26 protein-coding genes are annotated in these 26,479 nt (G+C 44.2%); 12 read left to right on the top strand and 14 right to left on the bottom strand.

Features of this window, described 5'->3' with window-relative positions:
* Positions 1–59: 59 nt before the first annotated feature.
* Positions 60–830 (top strand): NAD(+) diphosphatase, encoded by a 771-nt coding sequence (nudC, locus tag Q7674_RS20830; RefSeq protein WP_305423260.1) that lies wholly within the window; start codon positions 60–62, stop codon positions 828–830.
* 125 nt (positions 831–955) lie between these two features.
* On the top strand, positions 956–2,023 hold the full coding sequence (hemE, locus tag Q7674_RS20825; RefSeq protein ID WP_305423259.1) for a uroporphyrinogen decarboxylase: 1,068 nt from the start codon (positions 956–958) through the stop codon (positions 2,021–2,023).
* A gap of 67 nt (positions 2,024–2,090) precedes the next feature.
* On the opposite strand, the gene Q7674_RS20820 is transcribed toward hemE, so the two are convergent.
* Positions 2,091–2,672 carry a uracil-DNA glycosylase family protein gene (locus Q7674_RS20820; RefSeq protein WP_107229707.1) on the bottom strand — a complete coding sequence of 194 codons (582 nt, stop codon included), beginning with the start codon at positions 2,670–2,672 and terminating at the stop codon, positions 2,091–2,093.
* Positions 2,673–2,704: 32 nt separating this feature from the next.
* Positions 2,705–3,616 carry a D-2-hydroxyacid dehydrogenase gene (locus Q7674_RS20815; protein WP_045065646.1) on the bottom strand — a complete coding sequence of 304 codons (912 nt, stop codon included), beginning with the start codon at positions 3,614–3,616 and terminating at the stop codon, positions 2,705–2,707.
* 67 nt (positions 3,617–3,683) lie between these two features.
* On the opposite strand from Q7674_RS20815, the gene Q7674_RS20810 reads away from it, so the two are divergent.
* The 3 genes from Q7674_RS20810 to brnQ all read left to right on the top strand — a co-directional run bounded on the left by Q7674_RS20810 (position 3,684) and on the right by brnQ (position 6,165).
* On the top strand, positions 3,684–4,271 hold the full coding sequence (locus Q7674_RS20810; protein ID WP_008986036.1) for a YjaG family protein: 588 nt from the start codon (positions 3,684–3,686) through the stop codon (positions 4,269–4,271).
* A gap of 350 nt (positions 4,272–4,621) precedes the next feature.
* On the top strand, positions 4,622–4,744 hold the full coding sequence (locus tag Q7674_RS20805; protein ID WP_023932120.1) for a hypothetical protein: 123 nt from the start codon (positions 4,622–4,624) through the stop codon (positions 4,742–4,744).
* Between the two features lie 113 nt (positions 4,745–4,857).
* The gene (gene brnQ / locus Q7674_RS20800; protein ID WP_305423258.1) at positions 4,858–6,165 is read left to right on the top strand and encodes a branched-chain amino acid transport system II carrier protein; all 1,308 of its coding nucleotides are present in this window, start codon (positions 4,858–4,860) and stop codon (positions 6,163–6,165) included.
* 57 nt (positions 6,166–6,222) lie between these two features.
* On the opposite strand, the gene Q7674_RS20795 is transcribed toward brnQ, so the two are convergent.
* On the bottom strand, positions 6,223–7,284 hold the full coding sequence (locus tag Q7674_RS20795; RefSeq protein ID WP_023932122.1) for a CNNM domain-containing protein: 1,062 nt from the start codon (positions 7,282–7,284) through the stop codon (positions 6,223–6,225).
* A 226-nt stretch (positions 7,285–7,510) separates the two neighbouring features.
* On the opposite strand from Q7674_RS20795, the gene hupA reads away from it, so the two are divergent.
* Positions 7,511–7,783: a nucleoid-associated protein HU-alpha gene (gene hupA, locus Q7674_RS20790; RefSeq protein ID WP_008986039.1), complete on the top strand. Its 273-nt coding sequence runs from the start codon at positions 7,511–7,513 to the stop codon at positions 7,781–7,783.
* Positions 7,784–7,827: 44 nt separating this feature from the next.
* The gene (locus tag Q7674_RS20785; protein ID WP_045065650.1) at positions 7,828–8,514 is read left to right on the top strand and encodes a DUF1481 domain-containing protein; all 687 of its coding nucleotides are present in this window, start codon (positions 7,828–7,830) and stop codon (positions 8,512–8,514) included.
* 67 nt (positions 8,515–8,581) lie between these two features.
* Here Q7674_RS20785 and purD read toward each other — a convergent pair whose 3' ends face one another.
* Positions 8,582–9,868, bottom strand: a complete 1,287-nt coding sequence (gene purD / locus Q7674_RS20780; protein WP_305424180.1) for a phosphoribosylamine--glycine ligase — start codon at positions 9,866–9,868, stop codon at positions 8,582–8,584.
* 118 nt (positions 9,869–9,986) lie between these two features.
* Positions 9,987–11,579, bottom strand: coding sequence for a bifunctional phosphoribosylaminoimidazolecarboxamide formyltransferase/IMP cyclohydrolase (purH, locus tag Q7674_RS20775; protein ID WP_045065653.1), 1,593 nt, complete (start codon positions 11,577–11,579; stop codon positions 9,987–9,989).
* Between the two features lie 241 nt (positions 11,580–11,820).
* Between purH and zntR the strand changes: the two genes are divergently transcribed.
* Complete coding sequence (gene zntR / locus Q7674_RS20770; protein WP_305424178.1) at positions 11,821–12,285, top strand: Zn(2+)-responsive transcriptional regulator; 465 nt, start codon at positions 11,821–11,823, stop codon at positions 12,283–12,285.
* On the opposite strand, the gene Q7674_RS20765 is transcribed toward zntR, so the two are convergent.
* Positions 12,286–12,486, bottom strand: coding sequence for a hypothetical protein (locus Q7674_RS20765; RefSeq protein WP_008986044.1), 201 nt, complete (start codon positions 12,484–12,486; stop codon positions 12,286–12,288).
* Positions 12,487–12,656: 170 nt separating this feature from the next.
* Between Q7674_RS20765 and ppnP the strand changes: the two genes are divergently transcribed.
* Complete coding sequence (gene ppnP / locus Q7674_RS20760; RefSeq protein ID WP_305423256.1) at positions 12,657–12,938, top strand: pyrimidine/purine nucleoside phosphorylase; 282 nt, start codon at positions 12,657–12,659, stop codon at positions 12,936–12,938.
* Between the two features lie 68 nt (positions 12,939–13,006).
* On the opposite strand, the gene malI is transcribed toward ppnP, so the two are convergent.
* On the bottom strand, positions 13,007–14,032 hold the full coding sequence (gene malI / locus Q7674_RS20755; protein ID WP_045065655.1) for a Mal regulon transcriptional regulator MalI: 1,026 nt from the start codon (positions 14,030–14,032) through the stop codon (positions 13,007–13,009).
* Between the two features lie 286 nt (positions 14,033–14,318).
* Between malI and malX the strand changes: the two genes are divergently transcribed.
* The 3 genes from malX to Q7674_RS20740 all read left to right on the top strand — a co-directional run bounded on the left by malX (position 14,319) and on the right by Q7674_RS20740 (position 19,093).
* Positions 14,319–15,899 (top strand): maltose/glucose-specific PTS transporter subunit IIBC, encoded by a 1,581-nt coding sequence (malX, locus tag Q7674_RS20750; RefSeq protein ID WP_305423254.1) that lies wholly within the window; start codon positions 14,319–14,321, stop codon positions 15,897–15,899.
* A 73-nt stretch (positions 15,900–15,972) separates the two neighbouring features.
* The gene (locus Q7674_RS20745; protein ID WP_045065657.1) at positions 15,973–17,148 is read left to right on the top strand and encodes a MalY/PatB family protein; all 1,176 of its coding nucleotides are present in this window, start codon (positions 15,973–15,975) and stop codon (positions 17,146–17,148) included.
* A 307-nt stretch (positions 17,149–17,455) separates the two neighbouring features.
* On the top strand, positions 17,456–19,093 hold the full coding sequence (locus Q7674_RS20740) for a methyl-accepting chemotaxis protein (protein WP_045065658.1): 1,638 nt from the start codon (positions 17,456–17,458) through the stop codon (positions 19,091–19,093).
* An 83-nt stretch (positions 19,094–19,176) separates the two neighbouring features.
* Here the strand turns inward: Q7674_RS20740 and fis are convergent, their stop codons facing one another.
* The 7 genes from fis to accC all read right to left on the bottom strand — a co-directional run bounded on the left by fis (position 19,177) and on the right by accC (position 26,471).
* A complete protein-coding gene (fis, locus tag Q7674_RS20735) occupies positions 19,177–19,473 on the bottom strand; it encodes a DNA-binding transcriptional regulator Fis (RefSeq protein ID WP_005372656.1) in 297 nt (98 codons plus the stop codon).
* A gap of 23 nt (positions 19,474–19,496) precedes the next feature.
* Positions 19,497–20,462: a tRNA dihydrouridine synthase DusB gene (dusB, locus tag Q7674_RS20730; protein ID WP_305423252.1), complete on the bottom strand. Its 966-nt coding sequence runs from the start codon at positions 20,460–20,462 to the stop codon at positions 19,497–19,499.
* A 176-nt stretch (positions 20,463–20,638) separates the two neighbouring features.
* A complete protein-coding gene (gene prmA, locus Q7674_RS20725) occupies positions 20,639–21,523 on the bottom strand; it encodes a 50S ribosomal protein L11 methyltransferase (protein WP_023932133.1) in 885 nt (294 codons plus the stop codon).
* A gap of 163 nt (positions 21,524–21,686) precedes the next feature.
* Entirely contained in the window at positions 21,687–23,144 is a 1,458-nt protein-coding gene (gene panF, locus Q7674_RS20720) for a sodium/pantothenate symporter (protein WP_045065659.1), read from the bottom strand.
* On the bottom strand, positions 23,137–23,418 hold the full coding sequence (locus tag Q7674_RS20715) for a YhdT family protein (RefSeq protein WP_023932135.1): 282 nt from the start codon (positions 23,416–23,418) through the stop codon (positions 23,137–23,139). Before Q7674_RS20715 ends, panF begins: the two co-directional genes overlap by 8 nt.
* 182 nt (positions 23,419–23,600) lie before the next feature.
* Complete coding sequence (locus Q7674_RS20710; RefSeq protein ID WP_305424176.1) at positions 23,601–24,989, bottom strand: IS4 family transposase; 1,389 nt, start codon at positions 24,987–24,989, stop codon at positions 23,601–23,603.
* Between the two features lie 138 nt (positions 24,990–25,127).
* Positions 25,128–26,471 (bottom strand): acetyl-CoA carboxylase biotin carboxylase subunit, encoded by a 1,344-nt coding sequence (gene accC / locus Q7674_RS20705; RefSeq protein ID WP_008986054.1) that lies wholly within the window; start codon positions 26,469–26,471, stop codon positions 25,128–25,130.
* Positions 26,472–26,479 lie beyond the last annotated feature (8 nt).

Below are 26,479 nucleotides of genomic sequence, written 5' to 3'. Positions count from 1 at the left end.
TCGTTTCAACTTTAGATTGCCAGTAATTAATAGCTCCTGCAAGGAAGAAAGTAATAAAAATGTTAAAAAATGAGAATTTGGCATATTGCTGCATTATTCAGAATGGAAAGATCTGGCTCGAAAATAAGGCGCTACCATTGCGAGATCCTGCTTGGTGTGGTGAACATGCGTTATCGTGTCGAGTTATCGGGGCTTTTAATGAGTATCCTGTTTATTGGTTAGAGGCGAAAGCGGATGTTCCAGCTGATAACTTTTATAGTTTACGGGAATTACTCAATGTTGATCCGATGCTTTTTAATCTGGCAGGTCGTGCGTTGCAGTTATCTTACATGTTAAGCCAACAAGGCTTTTGTGGGTGTTGTGGCAGTAAGGCAGAGTTACACTCAGATCAATTAGCAATGCAATGCCAAGGCTGTGGCGCAATGGATTATCCTCGCGTATCGCCTTGTATTATTGTCGCGGTACGTAAAGAGAATCAGATCTTATTGGCGCAGCATCCTCGCCATAAAACCGGTATGTACACGGTGATTGCGGGCTTTGTTGAAACCGATGAAACCCTAGAGCAATGTGTTGCCCGTGAAGTGCTAGAAGAAACAGGCATTAGGGTTAAGAATATTCAGTATTTTGGTAGTCAGCCGTGGGCGTTTCCTTCTAACCTTATGATGGGCTTTATTGCTGACTATGCGGGTGGTGAGATTAAGCCCGATTATGAAGAGTTAACGGATGCAATATGGGCAGATGCGGAGCATTTACCGCCACTTCCGCCACAAGGGACGATAGCACGTCGATTAATCGAGCATACATTGTCGGTTCCAGCGACTAACCTGTAATTAATAACAATCAGACTTAACGTGTTATCGTATCGTTATTCCCTATTAATAGAATAAGATATGCTCTCTTTTGTTCTAAGTAATGAATGATACAATAAGCGCAGAATTTACCCATGGAGTCTCAAATGAGCGAATTAAAGAATGACCGCTATCTACGTGCGTTGTTAAAGCAGCCTGTTGATCACACACCAGTATGGATGATGCGCCAAGCAGGTCGTTATCTACCAGAATACCGTGAAACACGTAGTGTTGCGGGTGACTTTATGTCGCTATGTAAGAATGCTGAGTTAGCAAGTGAAGTAACGCTACAGCCGCTTAAGCGCTTCCCGCTTGATGCCGCTATCTTGTTCTCAGATATCTTGACGATTCCTGATGCAATGGGTCTTGGCTTGTACTTTGAAGTCGGTGAAGGTCCTAAATTCCAACGTCCGATCAAGTGCAAAGCAGACGTTGAAAAGATCGGTTTACCTGATCCTGAAGGTGAACTGCAATACGTAATGAATGCAGTGCGTCAAATCCGTCATGATCTACAAGGTGAAGTGCCACTGATTGGTTTCTCTGGTAGCCCATGGACGTTGGCAACTTACATGGTTGAAGGTGGTAGCTCTAAGGCATTCACTAAGATCAAAAAGATGATGTACGCAGAGCCACAAACACTGCACTTATTGCTAGATAAGCTAGCAGATAGCGTTATCGAATACTTAAACGCACAGATCAAAGCAGGTGCACAGGCTGTGATGGTCTTTGATACTTGGGGCGGAGTATTAACGCCGCGTGATTACAACGAGTTCTCGCTACGTTACATGCATAAGATTGTTGATGGCTTAATTCGTGAAAACGATGGTCGTCGTGTGCCTGTGACGCTATTTACTAAAAATGGCGGCATGTGGCTTGAGCAAATCGCAGCAACAGGCTGTGATGGCGTAGGTCTAGACTGGACGATTGACATCGCGGAAGCGAAACGTCGTATCGGTGATAAAGTGGCTCTACAAGGTAACATGGATCCTTCTATCCTTTACGCACAACCTGAGCGTATTCGCCAAGAAGTTGCTTCTATCCTTGAAGGCTTTGGTGATGCAGGTACAGGCCATGTATTTAACCTAGGTCACGGTATCCACTTAGATGTACCGCCTGAGAATGCAGGTGTGTTTGTTGATGCCGTACATGAGCTATCTAAGCCGTACCACAAGTAATATCAACACAGCGATGTGATTGAAAAAGAAACCCACGTGATTGCGTGGGTTTTTTTATATCTCAAGATTAATTGTTGGCGGCTAAATGCTGGTGGACGTATTGGCGAATATAAGGGACGACATCAGCTTCAAACCACGGATTCTTTTTAAGCCAAATTGCATTGCGAGGTGATGGGTGAGGCAACGGAATATAACGTGGTGCCCATTGCTGCCAGTGTTGTACGGTTTCTGTGAGCGTTTTTGGCTTATTGGGTAAGTAATAGTTTTGTGCATATTGCCCGATCAGTAACGTCATTCCTATATTTGGCATGAGATCGAGTACAGACTGGTGCCATTGCGGTGCGCACTCTGGACGAGGTGGTAAATCCCCTGTTTTGCCTTTTCCTGGATAACACAATCCCATCGGCATGATGGCAATGTGCTCTGGGTTATAAAAGGTATCTTTATCCAGCTCTAGCCACTGGCGCAGGCGATCACCGCTAGGATCATTAAATGGGATCCCTGTTTGATGAACTTTTAATCCCGGTGCTTGCCCGATAAGCAATAGCTTGGCATTTGGGCTAAATTGAATCACTGGGCGCGGCTCAAGGTGATCTTTGCAGATCTCGCAGCGTTTAATGAGATCTCGTAAGTTATCAAATTGTGTCATTTAAATATTACCATTCAAAAATAGTTGCATTTTTAATATCCATCTTTGAAATCAATAAGATAATCTAGCTTTTGTTGCTGGTGGAAGCGTAGGTAATTGGTTTTAAATATCTCAACGACCTGTTCTGGAAAGCTTTCTGCTGCAATATGTGGCGTGATGCTGATCTTTGGATGATGCCAAAACAGATGATCTTCAGGGAGTGGTTCTTGTTTGAATACATCCAAATAGGCATGAGCTAAGTGATTAGCATCAAGCGCTTTGATGAGATCGTTTTCAATTACCGTATTTCCGCGACCGACATTGAAAAAGAGCGCTTGATGGCACCCTGACCAGATATTGCTGCTGAAAATATCGTAGGTTTGCGGGGTAGCAGGCAAGGTTGAAACAATGATATCGGCATTCGTTAGTACATCACGTAACTCCGTTATTGGGTAAATGGTTTCAAATGCATTAGAAGGGCTTTTACCGCTACGATTAACCCCGATTACGCGGCAGTTAAAGGCACTTGCGATAGTTGCTAAGGTGCAACCGATACTGCCTGTGCCGATTATTACCATGGTTTTTGCGCTTAATGACAGGTATGGGATGGGTTGCCACTGCGCTTGCTGTTGTTGCTGTTGGTATTGTGGGAAATGGCGATAGTGGTTAAGGCATTGTCCAATCACATATTCCCCAATCAAGTGACCAAAACAGCCTTTAATGTTGGTGAGCAAATAATCTTGGCGTAAGTTTGGTTGGATTAAAGCGTCAATACCTGCAAATGTCGATTGTAACCATTTTAATTGGGATAATTGATGGAGCTGGTTTGCGATCAAAGGAGGATCCGCTAGAATTACGCTAGCTTGCGAAGGATCCTCGGTTAAGCAAAGATCCGGTAACTGGGCTTGTGCCAATAATTCGGTATAACGTTGTTGTTGCTTAGATATTACTGAAACTTTGATCATGCTTTTCCTTTTGCCTTATCCGTTTATCAAGTAAACTTCACCCCAAATCACTACTGTAGATTATCCCATGCTAAAAAATCCGATCCAGTTACGTTTAGAAAAATTAGAACCATGGCAGCACCTGACTTTTATGGTGTCTTTATGTGAACGCATGTATCCAAACTACGTGTTTTTCTGTGCAGAAACGGAGTTTGCGGATTCACATAAATATCGAGTGATCCTAGACAGTATTTGGGAAATCCTGACGGTTAAAAATGCCAAGATCAACTTTGAGAACCAACTAGAGAAACTAGAAGATATGGTTCCAAGTGAAGATGATTTTGATATTTATGCAGTAAGCCCTGCAATTGATGCATGTGTGGCATTGGCGGATCTTCTTCACGCAATGCTAGATCGTGATCTGATGATGGAAACAGTGATCAAATTAAGTGCGCTGTCGGTTGAGACTGTAGCGAACTTAGAATACGCGCAAACGGGTATTGAAATCACTAACGATAATCAAAAAGAAAATGAAGCGGTATGTGCAGAGTGGGATACCCAGTGGGCTATCTTCCGTGCATTAAAAGAAGCGGAAACACGCGATATTGAACTGATCAAAGACCTACGTGCTGAACTACGTGATGAACCAGTGAGTAACATTGGTATCGAGCTGTAAGCGACGTTCTCTATTTATAAAAAAGAGCCTGAGGGCTCTTTTTTTGTATCTAGGGAAAAGTGATTTATTTATCACCGAAATATATTTCGATATATAAGCAAAATATCGCAGAAAAGATTATAAAACCAGCAATTGTTTTTGTTTTGTTCTGAGTTGTTTCCTACTTGTGAAGTTTATAGTTCTGGTTTTTTGTTTGAAAACCAGTGGATATCACTGCTTGGTGGTTTAAGTTTGCACCATTCCACTTATTTTATTTTGGCTATTGTAATTCGATCCCATAGCCGTTTATAACATTACAGCGCCGTAGCACATTGTTTATGGCAATAATGGTTTATTCACGAGGAGGGACAATGCATACACAATCAGCAATGACATTTGTTACCTGTTTCTGTGGCTGTAATATCACTGCACAATATGCAATGTGTGCAGACAATACTCGTCAACTCCTCATGCTCTCTCTAAAACGTATTTAGAGCTGGCAGCTTATATCTAAACATTACTGTCAGCTTGAGAAGAAGCTGATAGGCCTTTGATACATTTCCCGTCTCGCTTCCTCCAAGCTGAAAGTCACAATCAAAGGAATACTATGTTAAGTGCACGCAATATAGCCGCCTTAGGCTTTATGACCTTCGCCATGTATTTGGGCGCAGGTAACCTAATTTTCCCTCCCTTTTTAGGGTATCAAGCGGGCGATAATTTCCTAAGTGGCATGATGGGCTTTTTGCTCACAGGTGTCGGTTTACCTGCGATTGCACTGGTGATTGTTGCTTGGGTAAGAGGCTCTGATAATTTAACCGCAGCACTACCTAAACCATTGGCGACAAGCTTTTGGGTAATGTTATTCATCGTAATAGGTCCTGCGTTTATTATTCCGCGTACCATTACCGTGGCATACCAGTTTAGCTTGGCACCTTTTATGGGCGATGCAGGTCTTATTCCTTTCTCTATCGCTTTTTGTGCTATTGCCATTTTATTCTCGCTTTACCCAGGTAAGCTGGTGGACACTTTAGGTAAATGGCTAACACTGGTATTGCTAACGATTCTAGGTGTGATGGCAGTAACGGCGCTGTTATCCCCATCGGGCTATGTGACAGAGTCGACAGGCGCTTATGTGAAAGGCGCAATGGCGGAAGGGCTAACACAAGGCTACATGACCATGGATGCACTTGGCTCGATTGGCTTTGGTTGGGTGATTTTCCGTGCCATTGAAGGAATGGGCGTTAAAGAGCCAAAAGCGATTGCCAAATACACCTTAATTGCAGCATTAATGTATTCAAGTGCAATGGCGTTAGTGTATTTATCACTGGCTTATATTGGCGTAACCAGTGCCGATCTGGGTTTGAATTTCGCTAACGGTGGCGAGATCTTAACGGCGTTCACTAATCACCACTTTGGTATGTTTGGCACGTTATTATTAGGTGTTGTTTTAGTGCTGGCGTGTTTAACAACCGCCATTGGTGTTACAACGGCTGGCAGTGAGTTCTACAGCCGTACGTTTAAGCCAGTGACTTACCGAAAAAGCGTGATTGTGATTTTGGTGCTATCAGGCATTATTGCCAATGTTGGCTTATCACAGCTATTGAAAGTGACTTTGCCTGTGGTTGTGGCATTACATCCAATTGCGATTGCTTTATTGTTGATTGCACCGCTACGCCATCAGTTATCACAAAATATGGTATTAGCAACGCTAGCGGTTGCATTGGTGTTTGGCTGTATCGATGCGACGCATATTCTTGAAGCGATGCCAGCGCATATTGATCAGGTATTAGAGACTAACTTACCTCTATACCATTACTATGCGGGTTGGATTTTACCGACAGTGATGACGCTGGTGGTTGGGCTGGTGATGCATCGTGCTACTGCAGGACGTCGAACGCTTGCCAAAGAGTGTTAATCAGATTTAAGCGATAACAAAAAAGGGACCCTGAGGTCCCTTTTTTATATTTAATGATTACTTTTCTTCTTCATCATTGTTTTGAATCACACCGTGCTTTTTCTTCCACTTTTCCCAACGTTGGAAAGCCAGTTGCTGCATGTCGGTGTTTTTATCTGCTTCATCGACAATCTCTTCACCTACCAGGCTTTCGAAGATGTCTTCTAGCGTCACCAGACCTTGCACTGTACCGTATTCATCAACGATCAAGATCAGCTGAGAGCGTTCTTGCATTAGGCGTTCAAATGCTTTTGGTACGCTTACGTTGTTCATGATCACTGGAAGTGGACGCATTAGCGCACCAAGCTCTTGACCACCTTTGCCTGCTTGGCTTTCTGCAAACAGTTCTAAGCGGTGTACGAAACCAACTATATTGTCGCTTTGCTCGCTGTAAACCAGTGGGCGAGAGAACGGGCTATTCTTGTGCTTAGATAAAAACTCATTAATGGTTTGCTCAGCATCAACACGGAATAGTACCGGGCGCGGTGTCATGATTTTCGTCACGCTCACATCGCGGAATTGAAGTAGGTTAGCAAGGATCTTTGATTCACCTTCACCTAGTTCACCTGATTCGTGCGCAAGCAATGCCATTGCCGAGATCTCGTCACGCAGTTTTGGCTGCTCATGACCACGCGATAGGCGGCGAGTAATTTGCTCAGAAACCCATACTAATGGAATGAGTAGAAGTACCATCCAACGCAACATGCTTGCTGTTAGTGGTGCAAGTTGACGCCAGTAAGTTGCACCAATGGTTTTTGGCACAATTTCAGACAGCAATAAGATACCAATGGTTAATACACCAGAGAACACACCTAGCCATTCGCTACCGAAAACGATAGTGGCTTGTGCGCCTGCTGTTGCAGCACCAATGGTGTGAGCAATTGTGTTTAGCGTCAGAATAGAGGCTAACGGCCTATCAATATTGTCTTTTAATGCCGTCAGTCTTGCCGCAGCGGGGTGGTTTTGCTGACGTAATGTGGCGATATAACTTGGTGAAATACTAAGCAATACCGCTTCTAATACGGAACAAATAAACGAAACACCAATCGCAACGGTGATGTAAATCGTAAGGAGTACCATGTCAACCTATCAGTAAATTAGCGAATATTCGTTATATTAATCGGGGTTGGGCAGAATAAATACAACTGTTTTCATGTGGTTTTTAGTAACATTTTGTGAACTTGCGCTCAGATTGTGGTTAAAGAGTCCGCACCTGAGTCGATTAAAGCAGACAAACCTTTGCCACACGGGCTTCTTTTGAATTAGAGTTGTCCCGTCTTACGAAAAACCTTAGAAGGGAAACCTAATGAACAAGACCCAACTGATTGACCTGATCGCAGAAAAAGCGGATCTATCTAAAGCACAAGCTAAAGCAGCTTTGGAATCAACTCTTGACGGCATTACTGATGCGCTAAAAGAAGGCGACCAGGTTCAACTAATTGGCTTTGGTACATTTAAAGTAAACCACCGTGCAGCACGCACTGGCCGTAACCCACAAACAGGTGCTGAAATTCAAATTGCTGCAGCTAACGTTCCTGCGTTTGTTGCTGGTAAAGCACTCAAAGATGCATTGAAGTAATTGTGATTCCGCCAGAATGAGTATCTCGTCTGGCGGTTTTTTTTATGTCTCGAGTTTCATCACTTCTTATATTTCTTCTCCCTTTCGCCCTTTCAGGGTGTATCGCTAGCAACCTCGCCGACAAGACTGTACTTCCTATTACTACAATAAATGTGGCAGAGCATAGTGCGGATACCACCACTGTTTATTGGTATTCATCACGTCAAAACCAGCCGGAGCGACTTGGTGAGTGTATTTACACTGAGAAGCAAGGTTATTATCAAAGTGACTATCAATGGCAGTCAGGGAAGCTTAGAACGCTGTTACAGCGGGGAACAAAGCGAGTAGATGGTCAGTTAGTGCCATTTTCATTGCAATTGCGGTTTGATAGCCAAGGTTTAGCTGTTTTTCAACGCTATAAAGAAGCCGATCATGTCTTACCTGTCACTATGAGTGAGATTGCGATATTAAAGCAACGCAGCGATCTATTACGCCAGCGAATAGCAAGATTAGACAGAAAGCAGCAACATTTTGTACAAGGCTATTGGCAACAGCAGCAGTTAATGTCTTGCACAACACATCAACCGTTACGTGTTTCCGAACCTGCATTATTAGCATCTTCTGCGCCAAATGGTTACTGGGCAGCAATAGGCAAAGAGAGTCAGGGACAATTAACTGTTCAACAAGTCTTATCGCAGATACACGGTCATAGCTGTTTGTATGCGCCAAAGCTGATTGAATTAGCGGATTAATTCTCTGATAGAAAAGAAAAACGCGCTTAAGACAGCGCGTTTTTGTACTCTAGGGGGAAGAGCGGGTTTATTGTTGCTCGCGAGCAATAGCACGATAGCCAATATCATCACGGTGGAACATGCCATCCCATGAGATTTGTTTTGCCAGTGCATAAGCGCGTTGCTGCGCTTCAAGTACCGAGTCACCCATTGCCGTTGCACACAGCACACGACCACCGTTAGTGACGATATCGCCTTGATTGTTCGTTGTGCCTGCGTGGAAGACTTTCTCGCCAGCCACTTCTTGTTGAGGCAATCCTGAAATCACATCACCTTTGTTGTAGCTTGCTGGATAGCCGCCAGCTGCTAAAACAACACCGATAGAAGCGCGTGGATCCCACTTAGACTCAACGGTATCTAGCTTGCCATCAATAGCCGCTAAACATAGCTCAACTAAATCAGACTGCATACGTAGCATGATAGGTTGGGTCTCAGGATCGCCAAAGCGACAGTTATATTCGATCACTTTTGGGGTGCCATCGCTCATGATCATCAGGCCTGCGTAGAGGAAACCTGTATAAGGTGCACCTTCTGCTGTCATGCCTTCAACGGTTGGGTAGATCACTTCTTTCATTACACGGTCGTGGATATCTTGTGTAACAACAGGAGCTGGAGAATATGCACCCATACCGCCAGTGTTAGGGCCTGTATCGCCATTACCAACACGCTTGTGATCTTGGCTGGTGACTATAGGTAGAACGTTTTTACCGTCTACCATTACGATGAAACTAGCTTCTTCACCGTCTAAGAATTCTTCGATAACGACACGGTGATCAGCTTCGCCAAAAGCATTGCCAGCTAACATATCACGAACAGCATCTTCTGCTTCTTGCTCAGTCATTGCGACAATCACGCCTTTACCTGCCGCTAGACCGTCTGCTTTTACCACAATCGGGGCGCCTTTTTGCTTTAGGTAAGCAAGAGCAGGTTCGATTTCAGTAAAGTTTTGGTATTCCGCCGTTGGAATGTTGTGACGTGCCAGAAAGTCTTTAGTAAATGCTTTAGAGCCTTCAAGCTGAGCTGCTGCTTCTGTTGGGCCAAAAATTGGCAATTTAGCTGCACGGAAGGCATCAACCACACCAATAACTAGAGGTGCTTCAGGGCCAACAATCGTCAGCGCAATTTGGTTGTTTTGCGCAAACTCAACTAAACCAGCGATATCTTCAACGCCAATCGCCACATTTTCTAACTTTGGCTCTAATGCTGTACCTGCATTACCAGGTGCAATAAATACTGTTTCTACTTGCGGGTTTTGCGCAACTTTCCAGCCTAGTGCGTGCTCACGGCCGCCGTTACCAATGATCAGTACTTTCATCATGTTCCCTTTGAGTGCAGTAATAATTTTAACGCCCTAAGCATAGACGATATCACAGCACACTTTTATTGATTCAATAGAAGACTAAGGCGCTAACCGAAGTTAACGCCTTGCTGAATTAGTGACGGAAATGACGCATGCCCGTAAACACCATTGCCATGCCGTGTTCATCGGCTGCGGCAATTACTTCGTCATCACGCATTGAGCCACCTGGTTGGATAACACAAGTAATGCCAGCTTCTGCCGCTGCATCAATGCCATCGCGGAATGGGAAGAAGGCATCAGATGCCATCACACTACCTGCGACTTCTAGGTTTTCGTCAGCAGCTTTAATGCTCGCAATTTTCGCAGAATAAACACGGCTCATTTGGCCTGCACCTACACCAATGGTCATGTTACCTTTGGCGTAAACAATCGCGTTTGATTTCACGTATTTCGCTACTTTCCAGCAAAATAGTGCATCACGTAGCTCTTCTTCTGTTGGTTGACGTTTAGTAACGACGGTTAAATCGTTGAGTGATACCATACCTTGATCACGGTCTTGTACCAGTAAACCACCGTTTACTCGTTTAACGTCAAAGCCTGTTGTCTTTGTTGACCATTCGCCACACTCAAGTAGACGTAGGTTTTTCTTGGTTGCAACAACCGCTGCCGCTTCTGCCGATACTTTTGGTGCGATGATCACTTCAACGAATTGACGATCAACAATTGCTTGTGCCGTTGCTGCATCAAGCTCGCCGTTAAATGCGATGATGCCGCCAAAAGCAGAGGTTGGGTCTGTTTTGTATGCGCGATCGTATGCTTCAAGCAGATTAGCACCGAGTGCAACACCACAAGGGTTTGCGTGTTTTACAATCACACATGCTGGTTGGTCGAACTCTTTCACACACTCAAGTGCCGCATCTGTATCTGCGATGTTGTTGTATGATAGCGCCTTACCTTGAAGCTGAGTCGCTGTTGCTACTGAGGCTTCTTGTGGGTTGGCTTCAACATAGAATGCTGCTGCTTGGTGACTGTTTTCACCGTAGCGCATGTCTTGTTTTTTCTCGAACTGTTGGTTGAAAGTGCGTGGGAACTTCGATTCCTCATCACCTTCTTTATTGTCACCGTATGATGGCACCATAGTACCGAAGTAGTTAGCGATCATACCGTCGTAAGCGGCAGTGTGTTCAAATGCAGAAATCGCTAAATCAAAACGGGTTGCGTGCGTTAGCGAACCATCGTTCGCGCTCATTTCAGTAAGTACACGATCGTAATCATGTGCATTAACCACGATAGTCACATCTTTGTGGTTTTTCGCTGCAGAACGTACCATTGTTGGCCCACCAATATCGATGTTCTCAACAGCGTCTTCTAAGGTACAGCCAGCTTTAGCTACTGTTTCTGCGAATGGGTAAAGGTTAACGACTACCATATCGATAGGGTTGATGCCGTGTGTTTCCATCACTTCATCATCGGTACCACGACGGCCCAATACGCCACCGTGTACTTTCGGGTGAAGAGTTTTAACACGGCCATCCATCATTTCTGGGAAACCGGTGTAATCAGAAACTTCAGTGACTTGAATGTTTTTCTCGGCAAGTAAACGAGCGGTACCGCCAGTAGATAAGATTTCTACGCCGCGGTTGGCAAGAGCCTGTGCGAATTCCACAATACCTGTTTTGTCTGATACGCTGATCAGCGCACGGCGAATAGGACGAGCGTTTTCCATTGCTACTATCTCTTTTAATTACACGGTGAATAGAATATTTCCCAATACCAAGCCAATATCATCTGAATTGGTGTTGGGAAATATCCTAAGTTTCATCACATCTACCAAGAGGTGGTGACGGCAATAGCGATTTATCAATAAGGGTCATTGTGCGTAATGTGACCGTTATTTTACATGAATAGGAATATTACGCAAACGTTTGCTTTTGTGGTTGGTTGCAGGAGATAGCAGCAAGATGGCGATGTATTTAATTGGTCAATTAGCGAAGTTGTGTCAGGTCAGTAGCGATACATTACGGTTTTACGAGAAAAATAATTTACTACAATCAGCTGGGCGAAGTGACAGTGGTTATCGTTTATATAGCGAAGATAATTTATCGCGGGTGAAATTTATTTTGCGGGCTAAATCTATAGGGCTAAGTTTGGATGAAATTCGCGAACTGCTTGATATTCGCTTAGAAGCTAGTCAGCATAGTTGTGCGGAAGTAAAAGCGATCACTCAGGCTAAGCTCGATGAAGTCGATATGAAAATAAAAGAGTTAACCCGAATTCGCAAAGCATTAAAAAAGATCAACGATGCGTGTTGTGGTCATGTGGATGATGATGCGAGTCATTGCTCGATTTTAGGTGCCTTGAACGATAGCAATGATGTGAATGAGTCTGCTAGTGAGTCATGTTGTTCAAGGCACGAGAAACCTGAGCGTTAATTACTTGGTTGCTTCTTTCGCGTTATGGATCGCATCTTTAGTGGTATCACGGAAGAAATGACCAGTAGCACGGGTTGCGTCACGTGTCGCATGACCAATTTCAGTGAAACCATCTTTAATATTTTGCTTGTCGCTGCTGGTACAACCTACTAATGGCAATGAAGCTATCAGCAGGATTGTTAAAACGCGTTTATTTAACATCTGAGATCCCTCAATAAAATTCTGATGCCTAGTGTAGCGTTTTTTTAACACGAACCAAGTTAAATTCATGTCATGAATATCTCGACTCAGGGCGCTATTTTTCATTAGGGCATTGCGAAATTTTGTGATAATTTCCAATCAATAACACGAATTAGAGATAAGGAAAGTCGATGTTAAAAGTGAATGAATATTTTGATGATCAAGTAAAATCAGTAGGTTTTGAGTCTGCTGGCGATCATGCAAGTGTGGGTGTTATGGCACCAGGTGAATACACCTTTGGTACAGCAGCACCAGAGCGTATGACTGTGGTGAAAGGTGCGCTGATTGTTAAGCTTCCTGTCCATGTTGATTGGGAAACTTACAACGCAGGTGATGACTTTGAAGTCCCTGGTGACAGTTCATTTAACGTGAAAGTGTTAGAAACGACAGCTTATCTTTGTGATTACCTATAATCGCAAGTAAGTAACAAAAAGCTTCGCTACGGCGGAGCTTTTTTGTTTTTTAGAGTATGTAAAACAGATCAGGCGGAGCCTCGTTCAATCAACTTTGGCGGTAAGATCAGACGCTGAACATCATCGGTTTCATTCGTCATTTTTGCCAGTAATCGCTGTGCCGCTTTCTCGCCAATGTGCCTTGTTGGGGAGCTGATCATGGTCAATGCTGGTTGAGTTAACGTCGCCTCTGGCGTGTCATCAAAGCCAATTAATCCTACTTGCTGACCAATATAGTTATCTTTTCCGACACTTTTACCGACTCGTTGAATACCGTATATCGCACCCAGTGCGATCGCTGGACGATGACATAATAGCGCTGTGATTTTTGGATGCTGAGTCAGTAGTTGTTGAACACAATCGGCTGCTTGGCTTTGATTATTGCCTGTTTCAACAACCCATTCATTTTTAAACGGTAATCCGTATTGCATTAACGTGGTGCAATAGCCGCCAATGCGCTCGGCACGGGTTAACGAATCACAAAATCCTCCCACATACGCAATATGGCGATGACCTTGCTTGATTAAATGTTGGGTTGCGAGTACCGCAGCTTGGCTGTTATCTGGACCTATATAGTCGACATCATTATTAACAGCAGCCCGAGCTAAACATACCGCAGGAATACCGGCTTGTTTTGCCATATTAAGCACTTGGCTGGTGGCTTCTCGCACTGGGCTAAAGGCAATGCCTGCGACACCCTGTTGGATCATTGACTGAACACATTGGATCAACTTATTGGCTTGATGATTAGATTGGGCGAGAAACAACATATGATCGTGCTTTTCCAGTTCAGCACTTAATCCGGCGGTGACTTCGTTATAAAACGGATCGGTAATATCCGCTAAGATCAAACCGATCAAATTGGAGTGATTGGATCGTAAGTTGGCTGCAGCGTTATTTCGCACATAACCCAGAGCTTCAACCGCTTGATTGACTTTATTGATAGTTGATTCTGATATTCGACCTTTATTGCCGAGTACCAGAGAGACGGTTGAAACGGAAACCCCCGCATATTCAGCGACATCGGTGATTTTTACTTTGGTTAACTTCGCCATTCGTTAGTTAATTACCCTGTTTTTATTTATTAATATAAAACGTTATCTCTGTGGTTTAGATATTAACAGGATCACATTTTTGAAAATGGCTTTTCATTCGAAATATGTTCCGTGATCTGTATACAGATAAAACTTGGTAAAACGTTTTATCATTTATTTCGTGATTCAGCAAAAGCGTTGGCAGAAGTTTAGAGCTCATCTTCGTCGACGTTTTTTTTCAGCAAAGTGATAAAACGTTTTACCACTTTGTTTTTGACGAAGATAAATCTGTGATTAGGTGACGATAATGTCTAAATCTGCAAATAAAACAACGCTGTGGGAATTCTTCCAAAGTCTAGGAAAAACCTTCATGCTGCCTGTAGCACTGCTGGCGTTCTCAGGTATTTTACTCGGTATTGGTAGCTCGTTATCAAGTGCGGCGGTGAAAGAAAGTATGCCGTTTCTTGATAATACCGTGTTGCAACTGCTGTTTATGTGGATGACTAAAATCGGTTTAGTCGCGTTCATCTACTTGCCTATTATGTTCGCGGTGGCGATCCCATTAGGCTTAGCCCGTGAAGAGAAAGGCGTGGCTGCTTTTGCTGGTTTTGTTGGTTATGCAGCGTTAAACTTATCGATTAACTTCTATCTGACGGTCGCTGGTGTATTGGGCAATGCGACAGAAGAAAAAGCCTACGGTGTAAAATCGATCCTAGGTATTGAGTCGATTGATACCGGTATTTTAGGGGCGGTGATCGTCGGTATTATCGTGGCGAAATTACATGCTCGCTTCTATACCTATAAAATGCCTGATGCATTAGCTTTCTTCGGTGGTGCTCGCTTTGTACCAATTATCTCCACGCTAACATTAGGTGTCGTGGGTCTATTAGTCCCACTTATTTTACCATATTTTGCAATGGGGATTAATGGTATCGGTAGTCTGATCTCTCACTCAGGTCCATTTGGTCCATTCCTATTCGGTACTGGTGAGCGTCTGTTACTGCCATTTGGTTTGCACCATATTCTTGTTGCACTGGTTCGTTTTACTGAAGCTGGTGGCACCATGGATGTGTGTGGTAACACGGTAAGTGGCGCACTGAATATTTTCTACGCTGAGCTTTCTTGTTCAACCACCAATGGTTTCTCTAATTCGGCAACATCGTTCTTATCACAAGGTAAAATGCCAGCATTCCTTGGTGGTTTACCGGGCGCAGCATTGGCAATGTACCACTGTGCGCGTGTTGAAAATCGTAGCAAAGTAAAAGCGTTATTATTATCTGGTGTGGTGGCATGTATCGTCGGTGGCATCACTGAGCCGCTAGAGTTCTTGTTCCTATTCGTCGCTCCTGCACTGTACTTTGTTCACGCTATCTTAACGGGCATTGGCTTTATGGCGATGCACTTACTGGGTGTAACCATTGGTAATACTGACGGCAATATTATTGATTTCTTGATCTTCGGTGTGCTGCAAGGCACAGCAACTAAGTGGTACCTTGTGCCTGTCGTTGCAGCAGTATGGTTTGTGATGTACTACAGCGTGTTCCGCTTTGCTATCACGCGCTTCAACCTTAAAACACCGGGTCGTGAAGTGGCTGAAGTGAAAGATGAATTAGCGTTCGCTGAAGATGTTGAGAAAACCACAGGCTACAAAGGTGACATTATTCTTAAAGCGCTAGGTGGTGCTGCGAATATCACCTCACTTGATAACTGTATTACTCGTTTACGTCTATCGGTCAATGACATGAGTTTGGTTAACGATGCGGTACTAAAAGCGAATGGTGCACTTGGTGTGGTGAAGTTAGATGAACATAACCTGCAAGTGGTGATTGGACCTCAGGTTCACATGGTGAAAAATGAAATCCAAGGCTTAATGCCAGCCTCGGCATAATCAAATAGCGGAGCCTTGTGCTCCGCTTTGTTGTTTTTAATTCTCTGTATTTTGACTTGTATTCGAGGGTGTTATGTTTGATTTTTCGACCCCAGTAAACCGTTATGGTAGCTACTGCACGCAGTGGGATTATGTTGAAGATCGCTTTGGTGAAGCTGATTTATTGCCGTTTACCATTTCTGATATGGATTTCGCCGTTGCTCCCTGTATTGAACAAGCGTTATCTGAGCGCTTAGCGCATGGAGTGTTTGGTTATAGCCGATGGAACCATGATGATTTTAAATCAGCGATCACAGGCTGGTTTGCTCGTCGTTATCATAGCCAAATCAATCCCGATCATATTGTCTATGGCCCCTCAGTGATTTACATCATTTCTCAATTAGTGATGCAGTGGACCAAGCAAGGTGAAGGTGTGCTTATTCACACTCCCGCCTATGATGCGTTTGGTAATATGCTAGCGGCCAATGATCTTTTAATGCTAACCAGCCCATTATTAAAAACGGCGGGTGGCAGTTATGAAATTGACTGGGCACAGTTCGAAGTACAAGCGGCTAAAGCTGAATGTAAGGTTTTGCTGTTGTGTAGCCCCCAAAACCCAACAGGGCGAGTATGGACCCGCGATGAGCTCAAGCGTATGGCGCAGATCTGTCAGCAGCATCATGTGAAAGTGATCTCCGATGATATCCACATGGATATGGCATTTAACGATTACATTCCATGGTCTGAAGTCGCGATTGATGATAACTGGGCGTTAGTCTCATCGGGCTCAAAATCATTTAATATCCCAGCGTTAACAGGAGCGTATGCGTTTATCGCTAATGCAGAGGTGCGTGATCGTTACCTGACGCAATTAAAAGCCGCTCATGGTCTATCGTCACCTTCGATCCTTGGGATAATTGGGCATATTGCCGCTTATAACCAAGGTGAAGCGTGGCTAGATAGTTTAAAAGACTACCTGCAAGCAAACCTATGTTATGTGGCAGAGCTGCTTAATCAGGCGTTTCCTGAGCTTAATTATCAAGTGCCAGAAGGGACGTATTTAGCATGGATTGATTTAACGCCACTGAATGTCGATATGGATGCGTTACAGCAACGTTTAATTCGTCATTACAAAGTGGCAATCATGCGTGGTGATACCTATGGCAAAGAAGGACAAGGCTATGTACGACTGAATGTCGGATGTCCGCGAAGTAAAGTTGAAACGGGCTTACAAGCACTGATCAGCGCGTTGCATGACGTGACAAAATAAATATCTATCTATGGTTGATAATAATAAGAAAGCTTCGCGACGGCGGAGCTTTTTTGTGTCTATTGCGTGCTTATTTTAAGAGATTGAGTGTTATATCAGTTACCTATATTTATGACACGTTGCGCATATATTCAAATTTAAACATTTATCTAATGAGAAAGCATTATAGTAAAGCTATTTAGCAAGGTTGATATCTAGTTAATCACACCTAACGTGTTGATTTAAGCTGTTTAGAACCTAATTGATCTTGTGCGTTATAGAGAAAGTATTTCACGACTAAACGTCATAAGTAGAATAGGGAGGTTCTATGAATCTATCACTCACACATGCTTCTATTAGTGCTAAAGCTTGGATCATCTGGCTGCTTTTTGCCATTGGTCTTATTACCATTTCTGTCTTAAATATTTCTTCGACCAATCAACACATGCGTGCCAATTATGAGCGCGGTATTAAACAGATCGTTGAAGGTGCCGTTGGCGTGGTTAAGCATTATCACACCCTTAGTACCAATGGCACATTAAGCGAAGAAGAAGCGCAAAAGCAGGCATTAGCAGCAATCAATGCCATGCGCTTTGACGGTGGTAATTATATTTTCGGGGGGAACCGAGAAGGCTATCAAATTGCCACACGCTTTGATGAGATGATGGGAACAGACATTCTTTCATTAGAAGATGGCAATGGACGACGCTTTGTGGAAGAGCTTTATAGCGTCGGTAAGCAAGGGGGCGGCTTTGTTGATTACATGTGGAAGTCTTCATCCGATCCCAATCAATTGATTCTAAAAACCAGTTATGCAGATTATTTTCACCCTTGGGGCTGGATGATTGGCGCAGGGATTAACATCAAAGCATTAAATAAAGACATTCAAGAAACCCAGTGGTTATCATTTATCAATGTTGCCGTGATCTTGGTGATATTGTCACTGTTTATGGTGTTCTTCATTCGCAGTATTACTCAGCCAATAAACAAAACCGTAGCTGCGATGCGTGATCTTTCTGTGGGAGAAGGTGATTTAACCCAACGCTTAAAAGAAGAAGGTAGCCCAGAATTAATCGCGTTAGCTAAACACTTTAACCGCTTTGTTAGCTCTATACAGACCATTATGCATAGCATCAGTGATGCTGGTTCTCAGCTTACTCAATCTTCCCGTTGCCTTTCCCAATCTGTGTTGTCGGTTGATTCCAATCTCAATCAGCAAAAAGAAGATACCGATCAGCTGGTGGGCTCAATGAGTGAAATGCTTACTGCGGTTGAAGAAATCGCAGGAAGAACGGTAGATGCCAGTGACTTTAGTGTTGAAGCGGCAAAACAAACCGAAGCTAGTAAAGCGATTATCCAGCGCAATATTGAAGAGTCACAATTGCTGGCGCTAGATATTGGTGAAGCCAGTAAGGTGATTACTCAATTAGCCACAGATAGTCGTAATGTTGATACCGTACTAGAGGTTATCCGCGGCATTGCCGAACAAACCAATTTATTAGCGTTAAATGCTGCCATAGAAGCAGCCCGTGCTGGCGAAGCAGGTAGAGGCTTTGCTGTGGTTGCTGATGAGGTAAGAACGCTGTCACAGCGTACACAGGAGTCTACTGTTGAAATCCAAACCATTATTGAAAAGCTGCAAGAAGGGGCAGAGAAAGCAGTAGGTGTGATGAATAAAGGGGCAGAGAAAGCGCAAAATGCCTCAACAATTTCGGCATCTGCTGGTGAAGCATTGAATATGATTGTGGAAGAGGTCCATGCCATTCAGGGAATGAACGAGCAGATCTCAGCGGCGACAGAGCAACAGTCATTAACTGTAAATTGCATTAATCAAAATGTCGCGAGCTTGAACGACAGCTCGATATCGCTCTCTTCAGAGTCGAGCCAGTTATCATCATCAAGCGAGGAACTAAATCAAATCTCAGAAGATCTGATGGTAACGATTCAGCGCTTTAAACTGCATTAAAACACCTAACGTTAAGATAATAAAAAAGCCATGCCTGCATAAACAGGGATGGCTTTTTTATCACAAACAAAGACGGTAAAGTCTTAGTTCATGCCATATTTCTTTAGCTTCTTACGTAGCGTACCACGGTTGATACCCATCATGGTTGCTGCGCGAGTTTGGTTACCGCGAGTGTACTGCATGATTGTATCTAGTAGTGGTTGTTCAACTTCTGCAAGCACAAGCTCGTACAGATCGTCGACTTCCTGACCATTTAATTGAGCAAGGTAGTTTTTAAGGGATGCCTTCACTGAATCACGTAGAGGTTTCTGTGTGATTTGGTCTTGTGAAGTTACAGTTGTTACTGTTAACGCTTCGGAAGTCAGATTTTGTTCGAACATAATTCTGTAAGCTCTTCTAGTATTTATGCAACGTTTTCGAAGTAGCCTTGCAGCGCATCAAGTTGCTGTTGAGCATCCTCGATTGCGTTGAAGGTCTGGCGGAAATCACCTGCAGGTGCATGCTCTTTCAAGTACCAAGACACGTGTTTACGTGCAATGCGCAGTCCTAGGTATTCACCGTAGAACTGGTGGAGTTCTTGAACATGCCCTAGCATTATTTCGCTAACCTCATCAATCGATGGTGCAGCGAGGTGTTCACCAGTTGTTAAGTAATGGTGGATTTCGCGAAAAATCCACGGCTTCCCTTGTGCAGGTCGGCCAATCATCAGAGCATCGGCACCCGTGTAATCGAGTACAAAGCGCGCTTTTTCTGGGCTATCGATATCACCGTTAGCGATAACCGGGATCGAGATGGCTTGTTTCACCGCTCTGATGTAGTCATATTCCGCTTCACCTTTGTACATACAAGCTTTGGTTCGACCATGAAGGGCGAGAGCTTGAATGCCACACTGTTCCGCGAGTTTGGCTATGTCGACACAGTTTCTATTTTCTAGGTCCCAGTCGGTTCGCGTTTTCAGCGTTACCGGAACATCCACTGCATCAACGACGGTGCGAAGAATGTCTTCAACAAGATCGGGATATTGCAGTAGCGCAGAGCCTGCTAATCTTTTGTTTACTTTCTTTGCTGGGCAACCCATGTTGATATCGATGATTTGCGCACCGTTTTCAACACTGAATTGTGCAGCTTCAGCCATCAACTTTGGATCAGCACCTGCGATCTGAACCGAACGAATACCTGATTCACCTTCATGAACCATACGATTGAGCGATTTAGACGTCTTCCATAGATCTGGGTTCGACGACATCATCTCGCTAACAGCCATGCCAGCACCGTAGCGAAGGCATAACTCACGAAATGGCCGATCGGTCACACCCGCCATAGGCGCGACTATCAGCTGGTTTTTAAGTTGATAAGGACCGATTTGCAAAATGTCTCTACCTGACTGTGCCAGTAAGGGCGCGCATTTTACGCATTTTTTGCTCTGCTGAAAAGGCCAATAATTGAGCATGATGATTTTGTTTTTTAAAATCGTATGATTTTCAATCAATTGACCGTTTTATTTTATAAATAAAAATCAGCGGACGCGCCCTAAAAATGGGCTGATTATGCCTTACGGCCTGAGATACGACACCATTCTTCACGCGCTTGAACTGGATCTAACGCTAGTTCATCGCTGTAGTAAGTCGATACATCTTCTGCTTGGCTTTCTAGTACGCCAGAAATCGCTAGCTCGCCGCCATCTTTGATCAGGCTCTTGATCACAGGTGATAACTCACGTAGTGGGCCTGCAAGGATGTTTGCTACCACGATGTCGGCTTGGATGCCTTCAGGCTGATCTTTAGGTAGGTATAGCTCTAGATTCTCAGATACGCCGTTACGCTCAGCATTATCACGAGAAGCCAAGATAGCTTGTGGGTCGATATCGATACCGATCACTTTTGCCGCACCGAGTTTTAGTGCAGCAATGGCTAGGATGCCTGAACCACAACCAAAATCGATAACGGTTTTACCCGTTAGATCTTGACCGTCTAACCACTCAAGACACAGTGACGTTGTTGGGTGAGTACCTGTACCAAATGCTAGACCTGGGTCTAGTAGTACGTTTACCGCATCTGGCTCTGGAGCTTCACGCCAGCTTGGGCAGATCCATAGGCGGCGACCGAAACGCATTGGGTGGAAGTTGTCCATCCACTCACGTTCCCAGTCTTTATCTTCTAACTGCTCGATTTTGTAAGCGAAATCATCAGCAATTAGTGGGCTGTTTTTTAGCATGTTCAGCACGAAATCCATGTCGGCTTCAGCATCATACAAACCAATTACATCGGTATCACCCCAAAGGCGGGTTTCACCTGGCATGGGCTCGAACACTGGCGTGTCTTGTGCGTCAAGGAAAGTGACAGACAGAGCACCAGTCTCTTCCATTAGCATGTCGCCAATTGCTTCTGCGCTCTCTGCAGTTGCGTTCAGTTTAATTTGAATCCAAGGCATGGTTTATTCGCTTATTTTGTGACTACTTGAACATAGGGGGCGCAGTCTAGCATGAAATTTCACCAATCCCCATTATCTGATGCCATTCTAGGGATAAAAAAAAGATAGTACCGAATGGCACTATCTTTAATGTAGTCGAGTTTTTCGCGCTAAATAGACGCTTTTAGTCGCTCAATTGCGGAGTTTCTACCTTGGTAGGTTTTGCGTAGCTACCAATGATGAAAGCCAGTAGACCTAAAATCAGTGTAGGAACAATGGCATGTACACCATTCATATCCGGCTTGCTAAACGACAGAATGATATAACTACTTAATCCTACAACCATGGAAGCAAACGCACCGGTTGCAGAGGCTTTTTTCCAGTATAAGCCCAATACTAGCGGCCAGAGAAATACTGCTTGTAAGCTACCAAAGGCTAATAGGTTCAGCCAGATGATCATATCGGGCGGATTCATCGCAGCGATAAATACTAAGCCAGAGAAAATACCGGTAACCCACAGTGATAACTTAGGCAGGCGTTTTTCAGCGTGTTCGTTAGTCGCAATGCTTGGATTGATATAGTTGATATATAAATCTTTTAATAGTGTTGCAGAGGCTTGGATCAACTGTGAATCGATGGTCGACATGATCGCTGCCATTGGACCAGCTAAGAAGATCCCAGCAACCACTGGCGGTAGTACGGTGACCATTAAGGTTGGCATGATCTGATCGGGGCTTGCGATATCTGGCACGATAGCTCGGCCTAATGCCCCTGCTAAGTGCATACCAAACATCAGTAGTGCCACCATGATGGTACTCAGCACCATGCCTTTGTGCAGTGAGTTACTGTCTTTGTAAGACATACAACGAACTGCGGCATGAGGCAGACCGATCACACCAAAACAGACTAAAATCCAAAAGCTCAGCATAAAGGGTTGGCTAAGGAAGTGATTTGGGCCGTACGGAGTGATCAATGCTGGATCAATATCGTGTAACTTGGTCACCAAAGCACCTACACTGCCGCCAGCATGGACGATCCCGACCAGCAGGGCGATAGTACCGATGATCATTATCAAACCTTGCAGGGTATCTGTCATGACTACCGCTCTAAAGCCACCTATTGTGGTGTAGAGGCCGACAGTGATCGCAAAGATCATCAAGCCATGCATATAGGATAAACCTGTCACGGTTTGCAGTAATCGCGCACCGCCGACAAATTGCACCACCATGGTACCGAAGAAAGCGAGCAGTAATGACAGTGAAGCAAAAATGACGACACCACGGTTTTTATAGCGGGCATATAAGATGTCATTAAGTGTGAGTGCATTATGACGGCGGGCTTCAATGGCAAATTTTTTACCCAGTACACCTAAGGTAAGCCATGCCGCTGGTAATTGGATCATGGCAAGTAATACCCAGCCTAATCCCATTTTATAAGCCGCACCGGGACCACCGATGAAGGTACTGGCACTGGCGTAAGTTGCGGCAAGGGTCATTGCAAGCACGAAGCCGCCCATGCTGCGACCACCGACCAAATATTCGGTCAGGAAGTTGCCTTTACCTTGAAAACGTCGGGTATAGAGTGCCATTGCGAACACGGCCGCAAGATAAAGCACTATCGGGATGATCAGTTGGCTATTCATCAGGTTCGTCGTGGTTAATATCTAAAGGGAGATCACGGTAGACGACTTTCACCATCACGCCGCAAAGTACAGTAAACAGGATTGGGCCGACAATACATGACAGCAAGAACCAGAGTGGGAAGCCAAAATACAAGGTTGGCATACTTAGATCACCGATAGCAGGTGCTAAGCCGTAGGCGGATACGTACCACCATAGAAAATAAGCTAACGCTAGGGCTATCGCCCAATAAGCCTCTTTATGGGCTTGGCGATAACGTGCTGAGAGCGTTTTCATGCTGTATCTCCAGTGTTATCAAGAGTGTTACTACTCAATACAGTGTAGTGAACAGTAGGTTTGGTCAAAAAAGGTGGGCTATTGTGGCAAAAGATACCGTTTTATGCCATGTGAACAGATCAATCCTCAGGGTTCGAAAGGCGGTAGTAAACAAAAAGGCTACCCGAAGGTCTGTCTCTTGATCACAAGTCATTGTGTTCAAGATACTTAGCTAGTTCATATCCTTCAAGGATGGTTTGTAACCTAAACCATCCTTGCCATAATGTCTTTACAGAAGCGCGACCCGTCCGCTTGGTATCTTTCCAACCACCTAACCGTGCAATACTTTTGTAAGCCCACGATATATTTGGTGCTTCTTTGGGCAGTTTTTTCTTCTCTAATTTTAACCACATAAGCTTCCACGCTTTACCTTTTAACACCCGTTCACAACAACTACTAGATAACTCTTTAGATTCGTTCATAAATCTTAACTGGAGTAAACGAGTAGCAATAAATGCCAAAATAACACTGAGCCTTTCTAAGTTATCTTTACTTTGCATTCTCAGTTGTTCAACTTGCGTGCCTTCACTTTTCCAAGACTTGTGAAAATCTTCTATCAGCCAACGACGCTCATAATAACTGACGATGTTAAGTGCTTCCTCTTTGTTCGTTACAGGCTCTGATGTCAGTAAATGCCATGCGAGCTTGTCGTCACTCTCACCTTGCTCTATACATCCAACATAGTAGAGAGAGATATTATCGAACTCTTTTTTATTAGCGGGAGACTTAAGTGTCACGGGAGCATATTTGATGTCTAGATGAGCCGTGCGAGACTTACGACCGCCTTTTTGCGGTATTTTTAGCTCTTTGCTTCCTGCTGATAACAACTTGGAAGCGTAGTCATAAAGACGATTATCATGCTCCTCGATACAGCGACTTTGCATTGAGCGAACGATAAATCGTTGTTGTTGCTCGTGCTTGTAAGTGAGGTACTCGAATAAATCGGCTTCTCTATCACACACAGAAATAACCTCTGACATTTTCTCGCCTAGTCGCTCTGCAACATGGCGAGATGCTTGTTCCCATTTATAACTTTCTTTTTCTTTGTATGGTCGAGTTGCGTGCTGGTGTCTTTGACCACGTTTTTCAATATCTCGGGTCCAGCGTTGTTGTTCGATTAAACCAACTACAGTGTGAGTTTCGGGAGCAAAAAGCAACGTTGAATGAACGAACATTGCTCGGTGTCGATTACCTTGATTGGAATGCCCGAGTGTATCTTGTATGCTGTGATGTGAGTAACTTAGAGAAGTGGTATCTTCCAATGCAAGCAGTGTTTGTTGTTCAAAAGCTTCTTGTGCTGTGACATAGAATCCAGCTTCTGCAATATCTTCTGCTTTGATTTGGTCATTACGAATAAAGCGATAAGCCCCTTCCATATCGGCTGGGGAGATGATGAGTTTTGAGATAGGGATACCAGGTTGTTCAGCCAGAGAGGTAGCTAGAGCAACGAGTCTTTGAGTGCGTCTTGGGTCATTAAGATCGGCTTGACCGAATTGTTTTTGAGCCCAAAGCGTTGGTTCTATATAGGTCATCATAATCATCCTTATCATTGCTTAGATGATCAGATCATGAAACATAAAATTAGTTCAAAAAAATCCCCAAGCATTGGCTTAGGGATTTGTGTATAAGAGACAGACCCGAAGGTAGCCTTTTAGCGCAGTAAGCTGGGCTTACTGAAGACCAAGTTTCTTCTCTAGGTAGTGAATGTTTGCACCACCTTTTTGGAAGTTCTCGTCTGCCATGATCGCTTGTTGTAGCGGTACGTTAGTCTTAATACCATCAATGATCATTTCGCTTAGTGCGTTACGCATGCGAGAAATCGCAACATCACGGTTTTCACCGTACGCAATCAACTTACCGATCATTGAATCGTAGTAAGGCGGTACTGTGTAACCTGTGTAGATGTGAGATTCCCAACGAATACCCATACCACCTGGCGCGTGGAAACGCTCGATAGTACCTGGGCAAGGTAGGAAACGCTCTGGATCTTCTGCGTTGATACGACATTCGATAGCATGACCACGAATTTGAATATCACTTTGGTTGAAAGACAGTGGTTGACCTGCTGCAATACGTAATTGCTCTTTGATCAAATCAACGCCAGTGACCATTTCTGTTACTGGGTGTTCAACCTGAATACGGGTGTTCATTTCAATGAAGTAGAACTCACCGTTTTCGTATAGGAATTCAAACGTACCCGCACCACGGTAACCGATTTCGATACATGCACGAGTACAACGCTCACCGATGTATTTACGCATTTCTTCGGTAATACCCGGCGCTGGTGCTTCTTCTACCACTTTCTGGTGACGACGCTGCATAGAACAGTCACGCTCACCTAAGTGGATCGCACCGCCTTGACCGTCAGCTAAAACCTGTACTTCAATGTGACGTGGGTTTTCAAGGTATTTCTCCATGTAAACCATGTCGTTATTGAAACAAGATTTTGCTTCCGCACGGGTCATTGCGATTGCTTCTGTTAGTTCGTTTTCGCCACGAACTACACGCATACCACGACCGCCGCCGCCACCAGAGGCTTTGATGATCACAGGGTAGCCAATACGCTTAGCGAAAGATTTGTTTTTCGCTTCGTCGTCATCAAGAGGGCCGTCAGAGCCAGGTACACAAGGTACGCCTGCTTTTTTCATTGCCGTGATAGCAGAAACCTTGTCACCCATTAGGCGAATAGTTTCAGCTTTAGGACCCACGAAAATAAAACCAGAACGCTCAACTTGCTCAGCAAAGTCAGCATTTTCTGACAGGAAACCGTAACCAGGGTGGATAGCTACAGCACCTGTGATTTCAGCAGCACTAATGATGCGTGGAATATTTAGGTAGCTGTCGATACCGCGAGCAGGACCAATACACACTGACTCGTCAGCAAGTAGAACGTGCTTAAGATCGCGGTCTGCAGTGGAGTGAACCGCTACAGTTTTGATACCTAGCTCTTTACATGCGCGTAGGATACGAAGTGCAATTTCACCTCGGTTCGCAATTACTAATTTATCTAACATAGCCAGAG

It is taken from the genome of Photobacterium leiognathi, assembly GCF_030685535.1.
Lineage (GTDB): Bacteria > Pseudomonadota > Gammaproteobacteria > Enterobacterales > Vibrionaceae > Photobacterium > Photobacterium leiognathi.
Note: the sequence above shows the minus strand (reverse complement) of the source record. Positions and strands in the feature narration are given on the sequence as shown.

Bases quoted from the DNA above. Each gene is read 5' to 3' on its own strand.
- nudC (WP_305423260.1), top strand. From the start codon at position 60: ATGTTAAAAAATGAGAATTTGGCATATTGCTGCATTATTCAGAATGGA.
- hemE (WP_305423259.1), top strand. From the start codon at position 956: ATGAGCGAATTAAAGAATGACCGCTATCTACGTGCGTTGTTAAAGCAG.
- Q7674_RS20820 (WP_107229707.1), bottom strand. From the start codon at position 2,672: ATGACACAATTTGATAACTTACGAGATCTCATTAAACGCTGCGAGATC.
- Q7674_RS20815 (WP_045065646.1), bottom strand. From the start codon at position 3,616: ATGATCAAAGTTTCAGTAATATCTAAGCAACAACAACGTTATACCGAA.
- Q7674_RS20810 (WP_008986036.1), top strand. From the start codon at position 3,684: ATGCTAAAAAATCCGATCCAGTTACGTTTAGAAAAATTAGAACCATGG.
- Q7674_RS20805 (WP_023932120.1), top strand. From the start codon at position 4,622: ATGCATACACAATCAGCAATGACATTTGTTACCTGTTTCTGTGGCTGT.
- brnQ (WP_305423258.1), top strand. From the start codon at position 4,858: ATGTTAAGTGCACGCAATATAGCCGCCTTAGGCTTTATGACCTTCGCC.
- Q7674_RS20795 (WP_023932122.1), bottom strand. From the start codon at position 7,284: ATGGTACTCCTTACGATTTACATCACCGTTGCGATTGGTGTTTCGTTT.
- hupA (WP_008986039.1), top strand. From the start codon at position 7,511: ATGAACAAGACCCAACTGATTGACCTGATCGCAGAAAAAGCGGATCTA.
- Q7674_RS20785 (WP_045065650.1), top strand. From the start codon at position 7,828: ATGTCTCGAGTTTCATCACTTCTTATATTTCTTCTCCCTTTCGCCCTT.
- purD (WP_305424180.1), bottom strand. From the start codon at position 9,868: ATGAAAGTACTGATCATTGGTAACGGCGGCCGTGAGCACGCACTAGGC.
- purH (WP_045065653.1), bottom strand. From the start codon at position 11,579: ATGGAAAACGCTCGTCCTATTCGCCGTGCGCTGATCAGCGTATCAGAC.
- zntR (WP_305424178.1), top strand. From the start codon at position 11,821: ATGTATTTAATTGGTCAATTAGCGAAGTTGTGTCAGGTCAGTAGCGAT.
- Q7674_RS20765 (WP_008986044.1), bottom strand. From the start codon at position 12,486: ATGTTAAATAAACGCGTTTTAACAATCCTGCTGATAGCTTCATTGCCA.
- ppnP (WP_305423256.1), top strand. From the start codon at position 12,657: ATGTTAAAAGTGAATGAATATTTTGATGATCAAGTAAAATCAGTAGGT.
- malI (WP_045065655.1), bottom strand. From the start codon at position 14,032: ATGGCGAAGTTAACCAAAGTAAAAATCACCGATGTCGCTGAATATGCG.
- malX (WP_305423254.1), top strand. From the start codon at position 14,319: ATGTCTAAATCTGCAAATAAAACAACGCTGTGGGAATTCTTCCAAAGT.
- Q7674_RS20745 (WP_045065657.1), top strand. From the start codon at position 15,973: ATGTTTGATTTTTCGACCCCAGTAAACCGTTATGGTAGCTACTGCACG.
- Q7674_RS20740 (WP_045065658.1), top strand. From the start codon at position 17,456: ATGAATCTATCACTCACACATGCTTCTATTAGTGCTAAAGCTTGGATC.
- fis (WP_005372656.1), bottom strand. From the start codon at position 19,473: ATGTTCGAACAAAATCTGACTTCCGAAGCGTTAACAGTAACAACTGTA.
- prmA (WP_023932133.1), bottom strand. From the start codon at position 21,523: ATGCCTTGGATTCAAATTAAACTGAACGCAACTGCAGAGAGCGCAGAA.
- panF (WP_045065659.1), bottom strand. From the start codon at position 23,144: ATGAATAGCCAACTGATCATCCCGATAGTGCTTTATCTTGCGGCCGTG.
- Q7674_RS20715 (WP_023932135.1), bottom strand. From the start codon at position 23,418: ATGAAAACGCTCTCAGCACGTTATCGCCAAGCCCATAAAGAGGCTTAT.
- Q7674_RS20710 (WP_305424176.1), bottom strand. From the start codon at position 24,989: ATGACCTATATAGAACCAACGCTTTGGGCTCAAAAACAATTCGGTCAA.
- accC (WP_008986054.1), bottom strand. From the start codon at position 26,471: ATGTTAGATAAATTAGTAATTGCGAACCGAGGTGAAATTGCACTTCGT.